Origin of the sequence: Collinsella sp. AF33-16 (assembly GCF_003475325.1) — a bacterium.
Taxonomy (GTDB): Bacteria; Actinomycetota; Coriobacteriia; order Coriobacteriales; family Coriobacteriaceae; genus Collinsella.
In genome coordinates this window covers 1-15,062 of the sequence record NZ_QRQC01000017.1, presented here as the reverse complement: position 1 = coordinate 15,062, position 15,062 = coordinate 1, and the positions used below count along the sequence as shown (strand labels likewise).

The 15,062-nt window shown below is 58.2% G+C and carries 12 protein-coding genes; 8 read left to right on the top strand and 4 right to left on the bottom strand.

From position 1 onward, the window contains the following. Positions 1–18 precede the first annotated feature (18 nt). Positions 19–1,218, top strand: coding sequence for an ABC transporter ATP-binding protein (locus DWZ52_RS07405; RefSeq protein ID WP_055252176.1), 1,200 nt, complete (start codon positions 19–21; stop codon positions 1,216–1,218). Positions 1,219–1,673: 455 nt separating this feature from the next. Here DWZ52_RS07405 and glgP read toward each other — a convergent pair whose 3' ends face one another. From glgP to galE, 3 genes are all read right to left on the bottom strand, one after another. After that, positions 1,674–3,941, bottom strand: coding sequence for a glycogen/starch/alpha-glucan family phosphorylase (gene glgP, locus DWZ52_RS07400; RefSeq protein WP_233547288.1), 2,268 nt, complete (start codon positions 3,939–3,941; stop codon positions 1,674–1,676). Between the two features lie 128 nt (positions 3,942–4,069). Then, positions 4,070–5,575 (bottom strand): 4-alpha-glucanotransferase, encoded by a 1,506-nt coding sequence (gene malQ, locus DWZ52_RS07395; RefSeq protein WP_118385239.1) that lies wholly within the window; start codon positions 5,573–5,575, stop codon positions 4,070–4,072. A gap of 220 nt (positions 5,576–5,795) precedes the next feature. Then, positions 5,796–6,857: a UDP-glucose 4-epimerase GalE gene (gene galE, locus DWZ52_RS07390; RefSeq protein ID WP_006235870.1), complete on the bottom strand. Its 1,062-nt coding sequence runs from the start codon at positions 6,855–6,857 to the stop codon at positions 5,796–5,798. Between the two features lie 266 nt (positions 6,858–7,123). Between galE and DWZ52_RS07385 the strand changes: the two genes are divergently transcribed. Both DWZ52_RS07385 and DWZ52_RS07380 read left to right on the top strand, forming a co-directional pair. Beyond that, positions 7,124–8,329, top strand: a complete 1,206-nt coding sequence (locus tag DWZ52_RS07385) for a hypothetical protein (protein ID WP_118385238.1) — start codon at positions 7,124–7,126, stop codon at positions 8,327–8,329. Positions 8,330–8,803: 474 nt separating this feature from the next. Further along, a complete protein-coding gene (locus tag DWZ52_RS07380; RefSeq protein WP_118385237.1) occupies positions 8,804–9,169 on the top strand; it encodes a hypothetical protein in 366 nt (121 codons plus the stop codon). 68 nt (positions 9,170–9,237) lie between these two features. On the opposite strand, the gene murB is transcribed toward DWZ52_RS07380, so the two are convergent. Continuing rightward, the gene (gene murB / locus DWZ52_RS07375; protein ID WP_118385236.1) at positions 9,238–10,200 is read right to left on the bottom strand and encodes a UDP-N-acetylmuramate dehydrogenase; all 963 of its coding nucleotides are present in this window, start codon (positions 10,198–10,200) and stop codon (positions 9,238–9,240) included. A gap of 183 nt (positions 10,201–10,383) precedes the next feature. Between murB and DWZ52_RS07370 the strand changes: the two genes are divergently transcribed. From DWZ52_RS07370 to DWZ52_RS07350, 5 genes are all read left to right on the top strand, one after another. Next, entirely contained in the window at positions 10,384–11,412 is a 1,029-nt protein-coding gene (locus tag DWZ52_RS07370; RefSeq protein WP_118260376.1) for a LacI family DNA-binding transcriptional regulator, read from the top strand. Between the two features lie 248 nt (positions 11,413–11,660). Further along, positions 11,661–12,149 (top strand): hypothetical protein, encoded by a 489-nt coding sequence (locus tag DWZ52_RS07365; RefSeq protein WP_118385235.1) that lies wholly within the window; start codon positions 11,661–11,663, stop codon positions 12,147–12,149. A 38-nt stretch (positions 12,150–12,187) separates the two neighbouring features. Further along, positions 12,188–12,955 (top strand): GntR family transcriptional regulator, encoded by a 768-nt coding sequence (locus DWZ52_RS07360; protein WP_118385234.1) that lies wholly within the window; start codon positions 12,188–12,190, stop codon positions 12,953–12,955. After that, positions 12,940–13,653 carry a GntR family transcriptional regulator gene (locus DWZ52_RS07355; RefSeq protein ID WP_117584261.1) on the top strand — a complete coding sequence of 238 codons (714 nt, stop codon included), beginning with the start codon at positions 12,940–12,942 and terminating at the stop codon, positions 13,651–13,653. Before DWZ52_RS07360 ends, DWZ52_RS07355 begins: the two co-directional genes overlap by 16 nt. Before the next feature lie 192 nt (positions 13,654–13,845). Next, positions 13,846–14,961: an SIS domain-containing protein gene (locus DWZ52_RS07350; protein WP_117638249.1), complete on the top strand. Its 1,116-nt coding sequence runs from the start codon at positions 13,846–13,848 to the stop codon at positions 14,959–14,961. Positions 14,962–15,062 lie beyond the last annotated feature (101 nt).

The window sequence follows — 15,062 nt, the reverse complement described above, 5'->3', positions numbered from 1 at the left end:
GTATCGAAAGGTAGAGACATGGCCGAGATCGTTCTCAAACATGTTCAGAAGGTGTATCCCAACAACGAGTCAAAAAAGAAGGGCTTCTTTGGCAAAAAGAAGAAGACCGAGGAGAAGAAGCACAACCTCAAGGTTACCGAGGACGGTGTGCTCGCTGTAGAGGACTTCAACCTCACCGTTCACGACCAGGAGTTCATCGTCCTCGTTGGCCCCTCTGGCTGCGGTAAGTCCACGACGATGCGCATGGTCGCCGGCCTAGAGGACATCACCTCCGGCGACGTGCTCATCGACGGCAAGCGCGTCAACGACGTGGCGCCCAAGGACCGCGACATCGCCATGGTGTTCCAGAGCTACGCTCTGTACCCCAATATGACGGTGTACGAGAACATGGCGTTTACGCTTGAGCTCAAGAAGGTTCCCAAGGACGAGATCGACCGCAAGGTTCGCTCCGCCGCCGAGATCTTGGGTATTACCGAGTACCTCGACCGTAAGCCCAAGGCGCTTTCGGGCGGCCAGCGCCAGCGCGTCGCCATCGGCCGCGCTATCGTTCGTGACCCCAAGGTCTTCCTGATGGACGAGCCGCTGTCCAACCTGGACGCCAAGCTTCGTAACCAGATGCGTGCCGAGCTCATTAAGCTGCGCCACGAGATCAAGGGCACGTTCATCTACGTCACCCACGACCAGACCGAGGCCATGACCCTCGGTGACCGTATCGTGGTCATGAAGGACGGTGTTGTCCAGCAGATCGCCACGCCGCAGGAGGTCTTCAACCACCCCGCGAACATCTTCGTCGCCGGCTTCATCGGCGTGCCGCAGATGAACTTCTTCGATGCCCAGCTGGTGCGCTCGGGCAACGGCTTCACCGTCAAGACCGAGGATATGAACGTGGCGCTCGCCCCCGAGACCTGCGCTCAGCTTGCTCTCAACTGGGACGGCGGCGACGTGAAGGAGATCACGGCAGGTGTGCGCCCCGAGCAGATCCTGCTTGCCGACAAGGACGAGGAGGGTGCGCTCCAGGGTACCGTCGAGGTGACCGAGCTCATGGGCTCGACCGAGCATGTCCACGTGACCGCTCCCGACGGCCAGTTTGTCCTGATTATTCCCGTCGTCGACCTTGAGGCCAAGGGTGCGCTCAAGGCTGGCGACCCCATCTGGTTCAAGTTCGAGAAGAACGCGACCCACCTCTTCGATAAGGTCTCTGGCAAGAACCTTATCTAGGCCCGGTGCATCCAGGCCCTCCCTTTGGGCGACTGCGGTATTGCCATCCTTTTGCCGCGGTCACATATAAGGCTCCCCTCCCGTCCACTGGGCGAGAGGGGAGCCTTTCTTTGTGTTGGGACTGTCTGACCGGTCGTTTGTCTCGATCTGTAACGGATAGGGCCGATTTCGGACGTTAGATGCTACAGATCGAGACGGTTCCGCTGAACTAACCATTTCATCTAAATCTGTAACACCAAAGGCGAATTTCACCTGCTAGATGTTACAGATTGAGATAAACCCAAGGGGAGGGGCCGGTATGTCTCAATCTGTAACAGCTGGGACCGTTTTGGTTGAGTAGTTGTTATGGATCGAGATTGTTTGGCCGAGTCGGATCACAGGGTAACGTGCGGGCACAAAAAACGGAGCCGCGTTGCCGTGGCTCCGTTTTCAAGAGGATGGGCGATGAAACCGAATTAGCTCAGGTGCCAGATCTCGTCGTTGTACTGGGAGATCGTACGGTCGGACGAGAAGGTGCCGGCGTTGGCGATATTGATGAGCGCCTTGCGCATCCAGGCGTCCTGGTCCTCGTAGTCGGCCAGCACGCGCTCCTTGGTCTGGATGTACTCCTCAATGTCGAGCAGGGCCATAAACCAGTCCTTGCCCTTAATGTCGTCGTGCAGGCGCTGCAGGCGCTCGGCGTTGCCGGTTGCCATAAAGGCTGGGTTGGTGATGAAGTCCACCAGCAGTTTAATTCCGGGCTTGCGGTAGAGCGCACCGGCGTTGTAGGTGCCGTCGGCGTAGAGCTGCTCGACCTGTTTGGACGAGGCACCAAAGGTATAGATGTTCTCGTCGCCCACGAGCTCGGCAATCTCCACGTTGGCACCGTCGAGCGTGCACAGGGTTAGGGCGCCGTTGAGCATGAACTTCATGTTGGAGGTGCCGCTTGCCTCCTTGGAGGCCAGGCTGATCTGCTCGGAGATGTCAGCGGCGGGGATCACGCGCTCGGCGGCGGTGACGTTGTAGTTCTCGATCATGACAACCTGCAGGTAAGGAGCCACGTCGGGGTCGTTTGCAATCCACTGCGACAGCGTCAGGATCAGATGGATGATGTCCTGCGCGATAGTGTAGGCAGGCGCCGCCTTGCCGCCAAAGATGATGGTGACGGGGTGCTTAGGCCTGTTGCCGTTCTTGATATCGAGGTACTTCCAGATGATGTAGAGCGCGAGCATCTGCTGGCGCTTGTACTCGTGGATGCGCTTGACCTGGACGTCGATGATGGCGTTGGAGGGAATAGTCACGCCTTGCTCGAGCGCCATGAACTGGCGCATGATGGCCTTGGCCTCGACCTTGGTGGCGGCCAGGCGCTCAAGAACGTCCTTGTCGTCGGCGAACTTGGCGAGTTTGCTCAGATCGCCGGTGCTGCGCCAGTCGGTGCCGATTACATCGTCGAGCAGGCTGGCGAGCGCGGGGTTGGCCCCATGGATCCAGCGGCGGAAGGTGATGCCGTTGGTCTTGTTGGAGAACTTCTCGGGATAGATCTCGTAGAACGGATGAAGCTCGGTGTCCTCCAGGATCTTGGTGTGGAGGGCGGCTACGCCATTGATGGAGAAGCCAAAGTGGATGTCCATGTGGGCCATGTGGACGGTGTCGTATTCGTCGATGACGGCGACGCGCGGGTCATCGTGCTCGGCCTTCGCGATCTCATCGAGCTTGACGATAATGTCGGCGATGGCAGGGGAGACCTTCTGCAGGCTGACGAGCGGCCACTTCTCGAGCGCCTCGGCAAGAATCGTGTGGTTAGTGTAGGCGACCATGGAGCGTACGATGGTCACGGCCTCGTCAAACTCGATGCCATGCTCGGTGGTGAGCAAGCGAATGAGCTCGGGGATGACCATGGTGGGGTGCGTGTCGTTAATTTGGACCACGGCGTAGTCGGCCAGATCGTGCAGGTTGCTGCCGCGCTCGATGGCCTCGTCGATCAGGAGCTGGGCGGCGTTGCTCACCATGAAGTACTCCTGATAGATGCGAAGTAGGCGGCCCTGCTCGTCGGAATCGTCGGGGTAGAGGAACAAGGTGAGGTTCTTGGCGATCTCGGTCTTGTCGAAGTCGATGGAGCTGCCGGGGACCAGGCCGTCGTCGACGCTCGCCAGGTCGAACAGGCGCAGGCGGTTTTTGGTGGGCTGGTCGTAACCGGGCACATCGATGTTGACGAGCTTGGAGGTAACGGCAAAATCGCCGAACTCGACGGTGTAGGAGCGGTCATCGTCGACTAGGATGTCCTGCTCACCGAGCCACTCGTCGGGGACGGCCTTCTGCTGGTTGTCGACAAAGCGCTGACGGAACAGACCGTAGTGATAGTTGAGGCCCACGCCATCGCCGGTCAAGCCCAGCGTGGCGATGGAATCCAGGAAGCACGCGGCCAGGCGGCCCAGGCCGCCGTTGCCGAGCGACGGCTCGACCTCGAATTCCTCGATCTTGTTGAGGTCGTGGCCTGCGGCGGTGAGCTGGTCCTTAACTTCGTCGTAGATGCCGAGGTCGATCATGTTGTTGATGAGCAGCTTGCCGATCAAAAATTCGGCGGAAATGTAATAGAGCTTTTTCTTGCCGTTGTTGAGCGGGCAGGTGGCGGAGCGCTCCTGCACGAGTTTGACCAGCAGCTTGTAAATGCGACGGTCGTCGAGCTGCTCGAGCGAGGTGCCAAAAGACTGCTCGGCGAGTTCCATGAGGTTAATTTGGGGCATGTTTTCTCCTGTGATGGGTTGTTTCATGTCTGCAATTCATAAGAAGCCCGCGCGAGGGGATTGGGGTGGCCTCGCGCGGGAAAAGCAAGCGCGTCCGCACGGTGGGGAGGGGTCGGGCGCGGTAGCTCCTATTGAGGAAGCTCGATTTCGGCTTCCGACGGGATGCGGAAGTAGGTCTCGGTCCAGTCGGTGAGTTTGTGCTCGAGCTCGCGGGTGATGGCGCCGTCGAGCATGCGCCAGGTCCAGTTGCCGCCCAGCGTGGCAGGGGTGTTGATGCGCGCCTCGTTGCCCAAGTTGAGCAGGTCCTGCATGGTGTAGATGCACGTGTCGCTCACGCTGGCGGCGATGGTGCGATTGAGTGCATCTGCCATGGGTTCGCCGGCCTGCTGATGGGTGTACAAGGCTGCCTGCTCGCGCTGACGCGGGGTGGCCGTTCCTTCAAACCAGCCGCGTGCCGTCTCGTTGTCGTGAGTGCCCACGTAGGCGACGGTGTTGGCAATGTAGTTGTGCGGCAGGTAGTACGAGTTGGTGCCCTCAAAGGCAAACTGCAGGATCTTCATGCCGGGGAAGCCCGAGTTGTCGCGCATATCGATGACGCCGGGGGTGAGGAAGCCCAGGTCCTCGGCGATGATGGGCAGCGTGCCGAGCTTTTCCTCGAGTGTCTTGAAGAGCTTGAGGCCGGGACCCTGCGTCCACGAACCGTAGGACGAATCAGGCGAGGAGAACGGCACCTCCCAATAGGCCTCGAAGCCGCGGAAGTGATCCAGGCGGATGACGTCGTACATGTCGAGGGCGGCGCGAATGCGGCCCTCCCACCAGGAGAAGCCGTCGGCCTCCATGGCGTCCCAGTCGTAGATGGGGTTGCCCCAGTACTGGCCGGTGGCCGAGAACTGGTCGGGCGGCGTGCCGGCGACGCTCACGGGATTGCCGGCGGCGTCGATCTTAAAGAGCTCAGGTGTCGCCCACATCTCGACGGAGTCACGCGAGACATAGATGGGCAGGTCGCCGATGATGAGAATGTCGCGCTCGTTGGCATAGGCCTTGAGGCGGCTCCACTGGCGATCGAAGAAGTACTGCGTCATCTGGTGGTAGAGCATACGCGCCGGATGGTCGGCGCAGACCTTGGCGGAAGCCTCGCCGCGGGTGCGGAGCTCCGCGGGCCACTCCCAAAACGCCTTGAGACCGCACTCCTCTTTGACGGTCATGAACTCACAGTAGGGGATGAGCCAGTCCTCGTTGGCCTGGATAAAGTCATCGAAATCGGCCGGCTTGTCGGCAGCAAAGCGCTCGGCGGCGCGGTCGAGAATCTGACGGCGGCCGCCAAAGATAGCACCGTAGTCGACATTGCTGGGGTCGGATCCCAGATACACGCCATCGATATCGCGCTGCTCCAGATACCCTGCCTCGATAAGCTCGGCAAAGTCGATAAAGTTGGGGTTGCCTGCGCGGGCCGAGAACGACTGATAAGGCGAATCGCCATAGCTGGTCGTCGTAAGGGGCAGAATCTGCCAGTAATGTTGTTTGCACGAGGCGAGAAAATCGACGAAGTCGTAGGCATTCCAGCCAAAGCCGCCGATTCCGTATGGTCCGGGCAGAGATGAGACGGGCATGAGGACGCCGCTTGCACGCTCCATGAATGCGCTCACCAACCTTCTTGTTGTGGGGTCGGCCTGCCGATGGGTGTGCAGTCCGCCTCCGATGTTCTGATTCGATACGCCTATTGTAAAACATGTTGTTTAAACATGTACAGGCAAGATAAAAAAGTTGGTCGATTTTCGGCGAATGGCTACATGCCATGAAAAAGCCCCGACCTCACAACGTGAGATCGGGGCAAGAACGGTATGTAGGTTTTTGCTACTCGGCGTCGGCGAAGCCGTTGGGGTTGTGGCTCTGCCAGTTCCAGCTATCGCGGCACATGTCCGCGATGTCGTACTGGGCCTTCCAGCCCATCATGCGCTCGGCCTTGGAGGCATCGCACCAGTTGGCAGCGATGTCGCCGGCGCGGCGCTCGCGGATCACGTAGGGCAGCTCCTTGCCACAAGCCTTGGAGAAGGCGGCGACGACCTCGAGTACCGAGGTGCCGGTGCCGGTGCCCAGGTTAAAGATCTCGACGCCGGTCTTGCCGTTCATCCAGTTAAGGGCGGCAACGTGACCAGAGGCCAGATCGCACACGTGGATGTAGTCGCGCACGCCGGTGCCGTCGGGGGTGGGGTAGTCGTTGCCAAAGACCTGAACGGCCTCGAGCTTGCCCACGGCGACCTGGGCGACATAGGGCACCAGGTTGTTGGGGATGCCCTTGGGGTCCTCGCCGATCAGGCCCGACGGATGAGCGCCGATGGGGTTGAAGTAACGGAGCAGCACGACGTCCCACTCGGGGTCGGCGGTGTGGACGTCCATAAGGATCTGCTCGATCATCCACTTGGTCCAGCCATAGGGGTTGGTTGCGGGCTTCTTGGGGTCTTCCTCGGTGACGGGCGGGTTGTCCGGGTCGCCGTAGACGGTCGAGGAGCTCGAGAAGATGATGGACTTGCAGCCATGGTTGCGCATGACGTCGATGAGCACCAGGGTGTTCTCGATGTTGTTGTGGTAGTACTCGACGGGCTTGCTCACCGACTCGCCGACGGCCTTAAAGCCGGCAAAGTGGATGACACGATCGATCTGATGGGTATCGAAGATCTTGTTCATCGCATCGCGGTCGAGCACGTTGGCCTCGTAGAAGGTGAGGTTCTTGGCGGCCTCGTCGCCCACGATGGTCTTGACGCGGTCGACGGCGACGGCGCTGGAGTTGGAGAGATCATCGACGATGACGACCTGGTAGCCACCCTCGAGCAGCTGAACGACGGTGTGCGAGCCGATAAAGCCGGCGCCACCGGTAACGAGGACGCAGGTGTCTTTGGGGTCGAGTGCTTTGGACATGTAGTCTCCTATCGAATCAGGAACACTTCTAGAGGGGAGTATAGCGCAGGCGGGGACGCCCAAATGGTGCACTGTAGGAAAAGCAGAGGACTATGTTAACGTACTCATATAAGAGCTTGCTCAATTGTTACCTCAAATTTGACAATTGCTTACGAGCCGCCGACCTTGTAGTTTCCTGCCGTTCGTGGAAATCGTTGGGACGCGCCATATGTACGCTAATATGTATGAGTTGAGCGACATATAAATAAGCATGTAACGGAGTACATATGTCACCAAACAGCGATTCCATCCTTTCCCAGGAGCTCTCGCGCCGCACTGCCCTTAAGGCCCTGTTCGGCGCCGCTTCTGCGGCAGTTCTTTTTGGCCTGCCCACTCGCGCCCATGCGGCGGAGGCTTCCAAAGAAACCACCGATAAATTGAATGCCGCCCAGGCCCAACTCGACGAGGTTCAGGCCCAGCTCGACAGCATCGCAAATGAGTATGCGGCGCTGGCCAACAAGAATGCCCAGACCCTCAACGACATCGAGAATGTCCAGGGCAAGATTGACGACACGCAGGCCCAGATCGATGAAAAGAAGGCCGAGCTCAAGAAGAAGCGCAACGACCTTTCCGATCGCGTGGCCGCCAGCTACAAGTCCGGCGGTACGAACATCCTGTCGCTGCTGCTGGCCTCTGGCTCGTTTGAGGAACTCGTCGCCAACGCGCATTACGTTGAGAAGATCAACAAGAGCGACCGCGATGCCATCGAGGATATCCAGACGATTCAGGCCGAGCTCGACGCACAGAAGACCGAGCTCGAAGCACAAAAGGCTGACCTGGAGAAACTCAAGGATCAGCAGACGGCTCAGATGCAGGATATGCAGGCCAAGCAGCAAGAGGTCCAGACCGTGCTGAACGGTCTTTCCGACGACGTCAAGGAGCTCATGGCTCAGCGTGATTCCGAGATTCTCGCTGCCGCCCAGGCCGAGGAGGCCGCTAGGAAGGCCGCCGCTGCCGCGGCTGCCGCGAACAAGAACAATTCCTACTCGGGTGGTTCGAGCTCGGGCGGTGGATCGTATGCGCCCGGAACTCCGCAGCAGAATGCCGGCTCGGGCAAGCAGCAGGCCGTCGTCAACGCGTGCTACTCCACGCCTTCGCCGGGTCAGAACTGGTGCGCGGCGTGGGTTACCAATGTCTTCCGTAACGCCGGCGTTGGCTACTTTGGCGGCAACGCGTGTGACATGTTCAACGCCTGGTGCTATAGCTCCGACCGCTCGGCGCTGCAGGTGGGCATGATCGTGGCCGACTCCTCGCATAGCGGCACGGGTGCTCCGGGCCTTATCTACGGTCATGTGGGTATCTACGTTGGCGGCGGCATCGTTATGAGCAACGAGGGCGCCATTACGTCTAAGTCGCTTGATGCGTTTATTCGGTTCTACGGCACTGGCTCTGGCGTGCGTTGGGGCTGGCTTGGCGGTATTGCGCTGTCGTAAAGCCGACGGGGCCGTGTGCCCGCCCGCAATATATTTGATTGCCTGCTCGGGCAGTCCTGCGCAAGACGAAGGCCACATTAAGTGGCCTTCTTTGCGTGCGGAACTCGCGACCAATCAAATATATTGCGGGCGGGCACACGGCCCTCTCGGGTTCGGGGCGCGACATACCGGACTGGTTGTCTGAATTAAAGAAAGTGAAGGCCCCTTTCGGGGCCTTCTTTTTATAAAAATTCGCCGACTCGGTGGACTTCGGTTTTGGAATTTGGAGCCGACGGCTCACCAAAGTGGAAAATGAAATATAACCTAGTTGCAATAATCGCCTTGTTGCGAACTCGAACTGATCATGTAGATTTAAAATAGCCGCAATTTGCAATTGTCGAGCGGTGCGTTGGGTTGGAGCTGCTGCTGGTCCTATATGGATTGCGGTCTTGCGCCCCGATGTCCAAATAGGTCTCTCTAGACGGGAAGTTGCTCATGGACACCATATATGACGGAGACGACTGGGTCGATCATTATAGTTGGCGATTAGTCGGCTCGGATGACAATGGGGATGTGGTGTTTGATGGACTATGTCCAAAGCATCTCCATCCTTTTGTCTCGTCGTTAATTGAGAGTTCCGCTCGTGTTGCCCCCTACAGCTCGGCGTCGCTTCATGATACGGACGTTTTGAAGACCATAAGGGAATCAATTGACGAGGGCACGATGAGCAGCCCGCTGTTTTCTCAGCTTGTGGGGCTAGATGAGATTGGCTCGAAACGACTGCTTGCGGGCGAAAAAGTGGAACTCACTTATCGGTCGATGATTTCAATCCTGCGGCTAGCCGATGTTCTTCACAAATAAATGATAACGGGACAAGTGAGCTAGATCACTTGTCCCGTTATTAATTAAAGTGGATCGCGGTGGGCAGGCTATAAAAATTCGCCGACTCGGTGGACTTCGGGTTCTAGGTCTACGTTGAATTGGTCTTTGACGGTTGTTTGGATGTGGCGGATGAGTTCGTCGACGTCGGCGGCGGTGGCGTGGTCGGCGTTGACGATGAAGCCGCAGTGCTTCTCGCTCACCTGCGCGCCGCCAACGGCGTGTCCTCGCAGGCCGGCATCCATGATGAGTTTGCCGGCAAAGTAACCCTCGGGGCGCTTGAAAGTGGAGCCAGCACTCGGCATGTCGAGCGGCTGCTTGTCCTCGCGGCGCTGGTGGTAGTCGTCCATGTCGGCCTTAATCATCGCGGCGTTGCCCGGGGCGAGATTGAAAGTGGCCGAAAGTACGATGAAGCCGTCGTCGGCGATGCGGCTCTTGCGATAGCCCAGGTTGAGTTCGTCGACATCGAACTCGATGATGTTGCCGCTGCCGCGGGTGCCATCGTCGAGCTGGCGAGCGGGTTTGTAGACGCGCACGGACTCCAGCACATCGGCCATGCAGGCACCGTAGGCACCGGCGTTCATGTAGCAGGCGCCGCCGACCGATCCGGGGATACCCGAGATGGGCTCCATGCCGGTGAGGCCGGCCTCGGCTGCCGCCGCGGCGACATCGGAAAGCAAGGCACCGGCTGCCGCCGTGACATGCGTGCCGTCGACCGTAATGTCGGAGAGGCCTTCGCCCAGCGCCACGACGACGCCGCGGATGCCCTTGTCGCCGACGAGCAGGTCGGAGCCGTTGCCCACGATGGTGAGGGGCAAATTGCAGCGATAACAGGTATCGAGCGTGGCGACGAGGCCCTGCTCGGTATCGGGCGTGACAAAGACGTCGGCCGGGCCGCCGATCTTAAACGTGGTGTGCTCGCGCATAGGCTCGCTCATCAGCACGTTGTCCTCGCCGGCAACGCCAGCGAGCGCGCACAACAGGTCCTCGTTAAAAAAGTCGTTCTCGTGCATACGAATATCCGCCTTTTGGTGGTCGTTGTCATCAATCGATTGCAATATACCCCACCCGGACGGATTTGGTGCGCTGGCGGCGATAAAACAGCCGTCCACCGGATTGGTAAAGTGTTTATCACCGAGGTAGAGGGGTAGTCGCTATACTTTCAAGAGATTGCGCGTAAACCCGGAAGGAGCGAGATGGCCAACAAAGTCACCCTCAAGCAGATCGCCCAGGAGGTGGGGCTTTCCCCCTCGTCGGTCTCGCTTGTTCTTAATAATCGGCCCTGTCGCATCTCGGAAGAAAACCGCAAGCTCATCAAGGAGGTCGCGGCACGCAACCACTATGTTCCCAACCAGATTGCGCGTAGCCTGGTCATGCGCGAGTCGCGCACGCTGGGCCTTATCGTCCCTAACATCGAGAGCCGCTTTTTTGCCTCGCTTGCCGGCAGCTTGGAAAAGCGCTGCCGCGAGGACGGCTATGCGCTCTTTATTACCAGCTCGGGCGGAAGTGCCGACGACGATCTTGAGCTGCTGCGTCAGCTGGTGACGCGCGGCGTCGACGGTGTCTTTTTGGTGGTGGGCGACGAGTTCTCCGACGACCGCGCCCTGCGCGAAGAGGTCAGCCATCTACCCATCCCTGCCGTGATGGTCGATCGTGCCATTGAAGGACTCGAGTGCGACAAGGTGATGTTCGACCACGAGATGGGTGGCTACATGGCCACGCGGTATCTAATTGAGCAGGGTCATCGCCGCATCGCCTGTCTGGTTAACGCGCGCCGTTCCAATACGGGGCGTAAGCGACTTGCCGGCTATGAGCGCGCGCTGCGCGAGGTTGGCCTGCCTATCGACGCACGCTTGGAGTTTGAGAGCGAGTACTACATTCCGAGTGCATACGAGGCCTCGGAGGCGGTGCTCGCAACTGATGCCACCGCCGTGTTCGCAAGCTCGGATAACATTGCCCTTGGTTTGCTCAAGCGCCTGCACGAGATGGGGAAGAGCATTCCGGGCGATATTTCGGTCGTAAGCTATGACAACTCGGCGGCCGACGTTCTCTTTGAGCCGGCGCTGACCGCCATTGAGCAGGATCCTGGTGTCCTTGCGGAGCATGCTTTTGGCTGCATGTCCAAGCGTCTTGCCGGTAGGGGCGGTAGGCGTGCCGAAGAAGTCGTTCTGGAGCCGGCGCTTATCGTGAAGGGCAGCGTGCTCGATCTTACCGAATGTAGCTAAGCGTACTTGTTTGTTTGCATAGATTGCATGCGGAGTGTCCGCTATTTGCCGGCGGGGCCGGGGTGCCTGCCTTGTTTTGAGAAGTTCGCGGAGCCCACTTCTCAAAACAAGGCAGGCACCCCGGCCCTCGTCCGTGAACTCTTCCGCTGGGCGAGCTATAGACGCCGCGCACCGATAGGGTAAGGCGGCGGCTTGAAATTGGTGCTATATTCAGCTTGAGTTATTTAATGCTAGTACGGGAGGCTGATATGGGGCTGTTCAAGAAGAAAAACCCGCAGGATGCCTTTGATCCCGATGTGTTTACCATCACGGATACGATTTTGGACCCGCCGCGGTTTACGTTTTTGCCGGCTATCTACCAGGATGCCACGCATCGCAAGTGGGCCGTGCATCAGCGTGGTGCAGAGCCGAAGATTTTTGACTATGCGGACGTGTTGCAGTGCGAAGTGGCCGAGGCGGGCGATCCGGAGGCCGAAGAAGCGGTCTCTAAACAGGAATTTGCCCAGCGTATCCTGGCAAATCCTGCCAAGGCGGCGAAAATAAACGCTGCCAAGCGTAATATGTGTCTTGGTATGGGCGTTGTTGTGGCGGTTCAGACGGGAAAAGACGAGGTTTCCAAATTAGAGATTCCCGTTATGACCGACGAGGTCAAACGCGATTCAAGTCTATATAAGTCGTATCGGAATGTCGCCGAGAAGATCAAGGCCGAATTTGATGCCATGGGAGGGCTGGCCTAATTTTGGCGGCATACGTGTCTGAATGAGGAGTCTGTGCAATGGCAGGCGAATCTTATGCAATTCCCCCCAAAGATCGTGCTGTTGAGGGAATTCTTTGGTATATCCAGCACCATCAGCTTGCCGGCGGCGATCGCCTGCCGGCCGAGCGCGTGCTGTGCGAAGAGATTGACGTTTCGCGTACGGCGTTGCGTGCCGGTATCACGCGGCTCATCTCGTGTGGAACGCTCGAGAGCCGTCGCGGATCGGGTACGTATGTGTGTCCTCCCAAGCCGTTGAACATCTTCCAGGAAACGTATAACTTTTCCGATGCTGTACGGACTGCCGGCCTGCACCCCTCTTCTCGTCTGGTTTCCACCGGGACCATCGAGGCGGATGAGGCGCTTGCCGACAAGCTTGGGGTGGCTGTAGGCGCTCCCTTGCTCCGCATGCAGCGCGTTCGACTTATTGAGGGCGAGCCGGCGTCAATCGAGACCGCTCACGTTAACCTGTCCCTGTGCCCATCGCTTCCCGAACACGATTTTGAGTGTGAGAGCCTTTACGATGTCTTGCTCAAAGAAGGTGGCGTGCGTGTTGAGCATGGACGTGAGCATATCTCCATCTCGCGTTTGAACGCCGAAGAGGCCGAGCTGCTCCAGCAAGAAGAGGGAACGCCGGTGTTCTATGAGAGCTCGATCGAATTTGATAAGGACATGCGTTTTGTGGAGCATTGCAAATCGGTGATTTTGCCCACAAAGTTCCGCTTTGCCGATAACGGCGAAGAGAACGGCATGAGGAGCGTGGCAGGTGAACAATGGCTGAAACAGTAGATGCCACCCCGGTTTATATGCGCATTCGACGCCGCATCGAGGAACGTATCGAGCGCAGTATATATCCCACGGGTTCCATGATTCCGTCCGAAAAAGACCTTGCCGAGGAATTTGGTACGACACGCTTGACCATCCGAAGCGCTGTCGATGAGCTGGTTCGGCGCGGGCAGATTCGCCGTGTTCGGGGAAAAGGTGCCTTTGTGGCGCAGAAAGTACCTGCTTTTTTTGAACGCACGGTCGGTTTCCGTGAATCGGTCCGTGCTTCGGGCGGCGAGCCGTCCGTCCGTATTCTCGCGCGTTCCAAGCGTTATGCGGGGCCATATTACGCCGACCTGTTTGGCATCGCCGAGGACGACCTGCTCTATTCCGTTCGACGCCTGAACTGCATAAACGGTAGCCCCGTATCGATTGAGACGGCGCTGATTCCCTGCCTGCTGTTCCCAACCATCGAAGATATTGACGTGTCGGTCTTCAGTTTGTACGAGACCTATGAGATGCTGGGCCGAAAGCCAGTCATGGCACAGGAAAAGCTCGATATCGAAGCGCTGGGCGCACGAGATGCCGGCCTCCTTGGACTGGAACAGGGCGATCTTGTTTTGCTTTTGGAATGCGTGAGCTATGACGCGAGCGGTCAGGCTATCGAGTATGTAAAGTCCTTCAATCGTGGCGATACGGGCGGCTACACCTATACGTACTAGCTGGTATTTTGTGAATAACGGCTGGGAAACTAACCAGTTTGATCGTTGGGTCAGCTGTATATACAACCTTACAGGGCTCAAAATCGACCGTTCGCCGGTGGGGATAAATTAATCGACAAAGAGGTATCAAAAAGCCGTAACCTGTAACTGTGATTGATATCAAATACTAATGATTTGTTACGAGGTGAGACGATGAAGATGCTCGATTACGTTCAGCTTGCCCATGTGCGTATGGGGGAGAACCTCGAGCGTTCGTCTGAGCTGGTAGCGCAGCTCGTTGATATTTTCCAGTCCGGTTCTTTTGATGCACTGCGCATCGTTGCTTCGGGTTCGTCGCGCCATGCCGCCGATTGCGCCCGCGATTACCTGCAAGATGCGCTGCAGATGCAGGTGTCCGTTGTGACGCCCGAGGCCTTCGTCGATTTTGAACACACCTATCCGCAGCATGCGCTCAACATCGCCGTCTCGCAGAGCGGCTATTCGACCAATACGATTGCGGCGCTCGATTACATGCGTGCACACGATATGGCTGCAGTTGCGCTCACGGCAAACGTCGAGGCACCCATCAAGGAACACGCTGACATCGTTCTTGACTACGGTGTGGGTGTCGAGTCGGTGGACTTTGTGACTCTGGGCGTCGAGGTTCTCGTTGAGTACCTGGTGCTCTTTGGTATTTACGGCGGTCAGGCGCGCGGAACGATTGACGCCAAGGGCGTTGCTCAGCGTCTTGATGACCTGCGCGAGGCTATCCAGGCTAATGCCGTGATGTGCAAGACCGCCGAGGCATATGTCCAAGATCACATGCTCGAGCTTTCTGAGCACATGCCCGCCATGGTCGTCGGCAACGGCCCCAACTATGGTGTTGCCGAGGAGGCAGCGCTCAAGCTGAGCGAGACCATCAAGATTCCTGCCATGCATCACGAAGGCGAGGAGTTCGTCCACGGTCCCGAGATGCAGATCGTTCCGGGCTATCTGGTGTTTATCGTCGACGATCCGCAGGGGTCGGAGCGTCTTGCGAATATCGCCGATGCGCTATCGAACGTTACGGCAAAAACGGTGCTGCTCACGGCCCATCCCAAGGGTAGGGCTCACGAGGTTGCGGTGCCTCAGGTGGCTCCGCTGCTCAGCGCAATTCCCAATCTTGTGTTCTTCCAGACGATTGCGGCCATGATTGCCGAGCGTCTGAAGTCATGGAACGTGCACCCGTATCTCGATACCGTCTCCAAGCAAATGGAGGTCAAGGCAGAGGGCTACGAAGAGTCAGTCAATGCGCTTAAGGCCAAAGCGGCTGAGTGTTACGGAATGTAAGCGGGTTTTGATGCCCGTTGGCATGGGGGATGTGGAAACAACCCCAGAAAGGAGAGACAAATGAAGGAAACCGAGAAGATCGAGATCATGCATTTCGACCA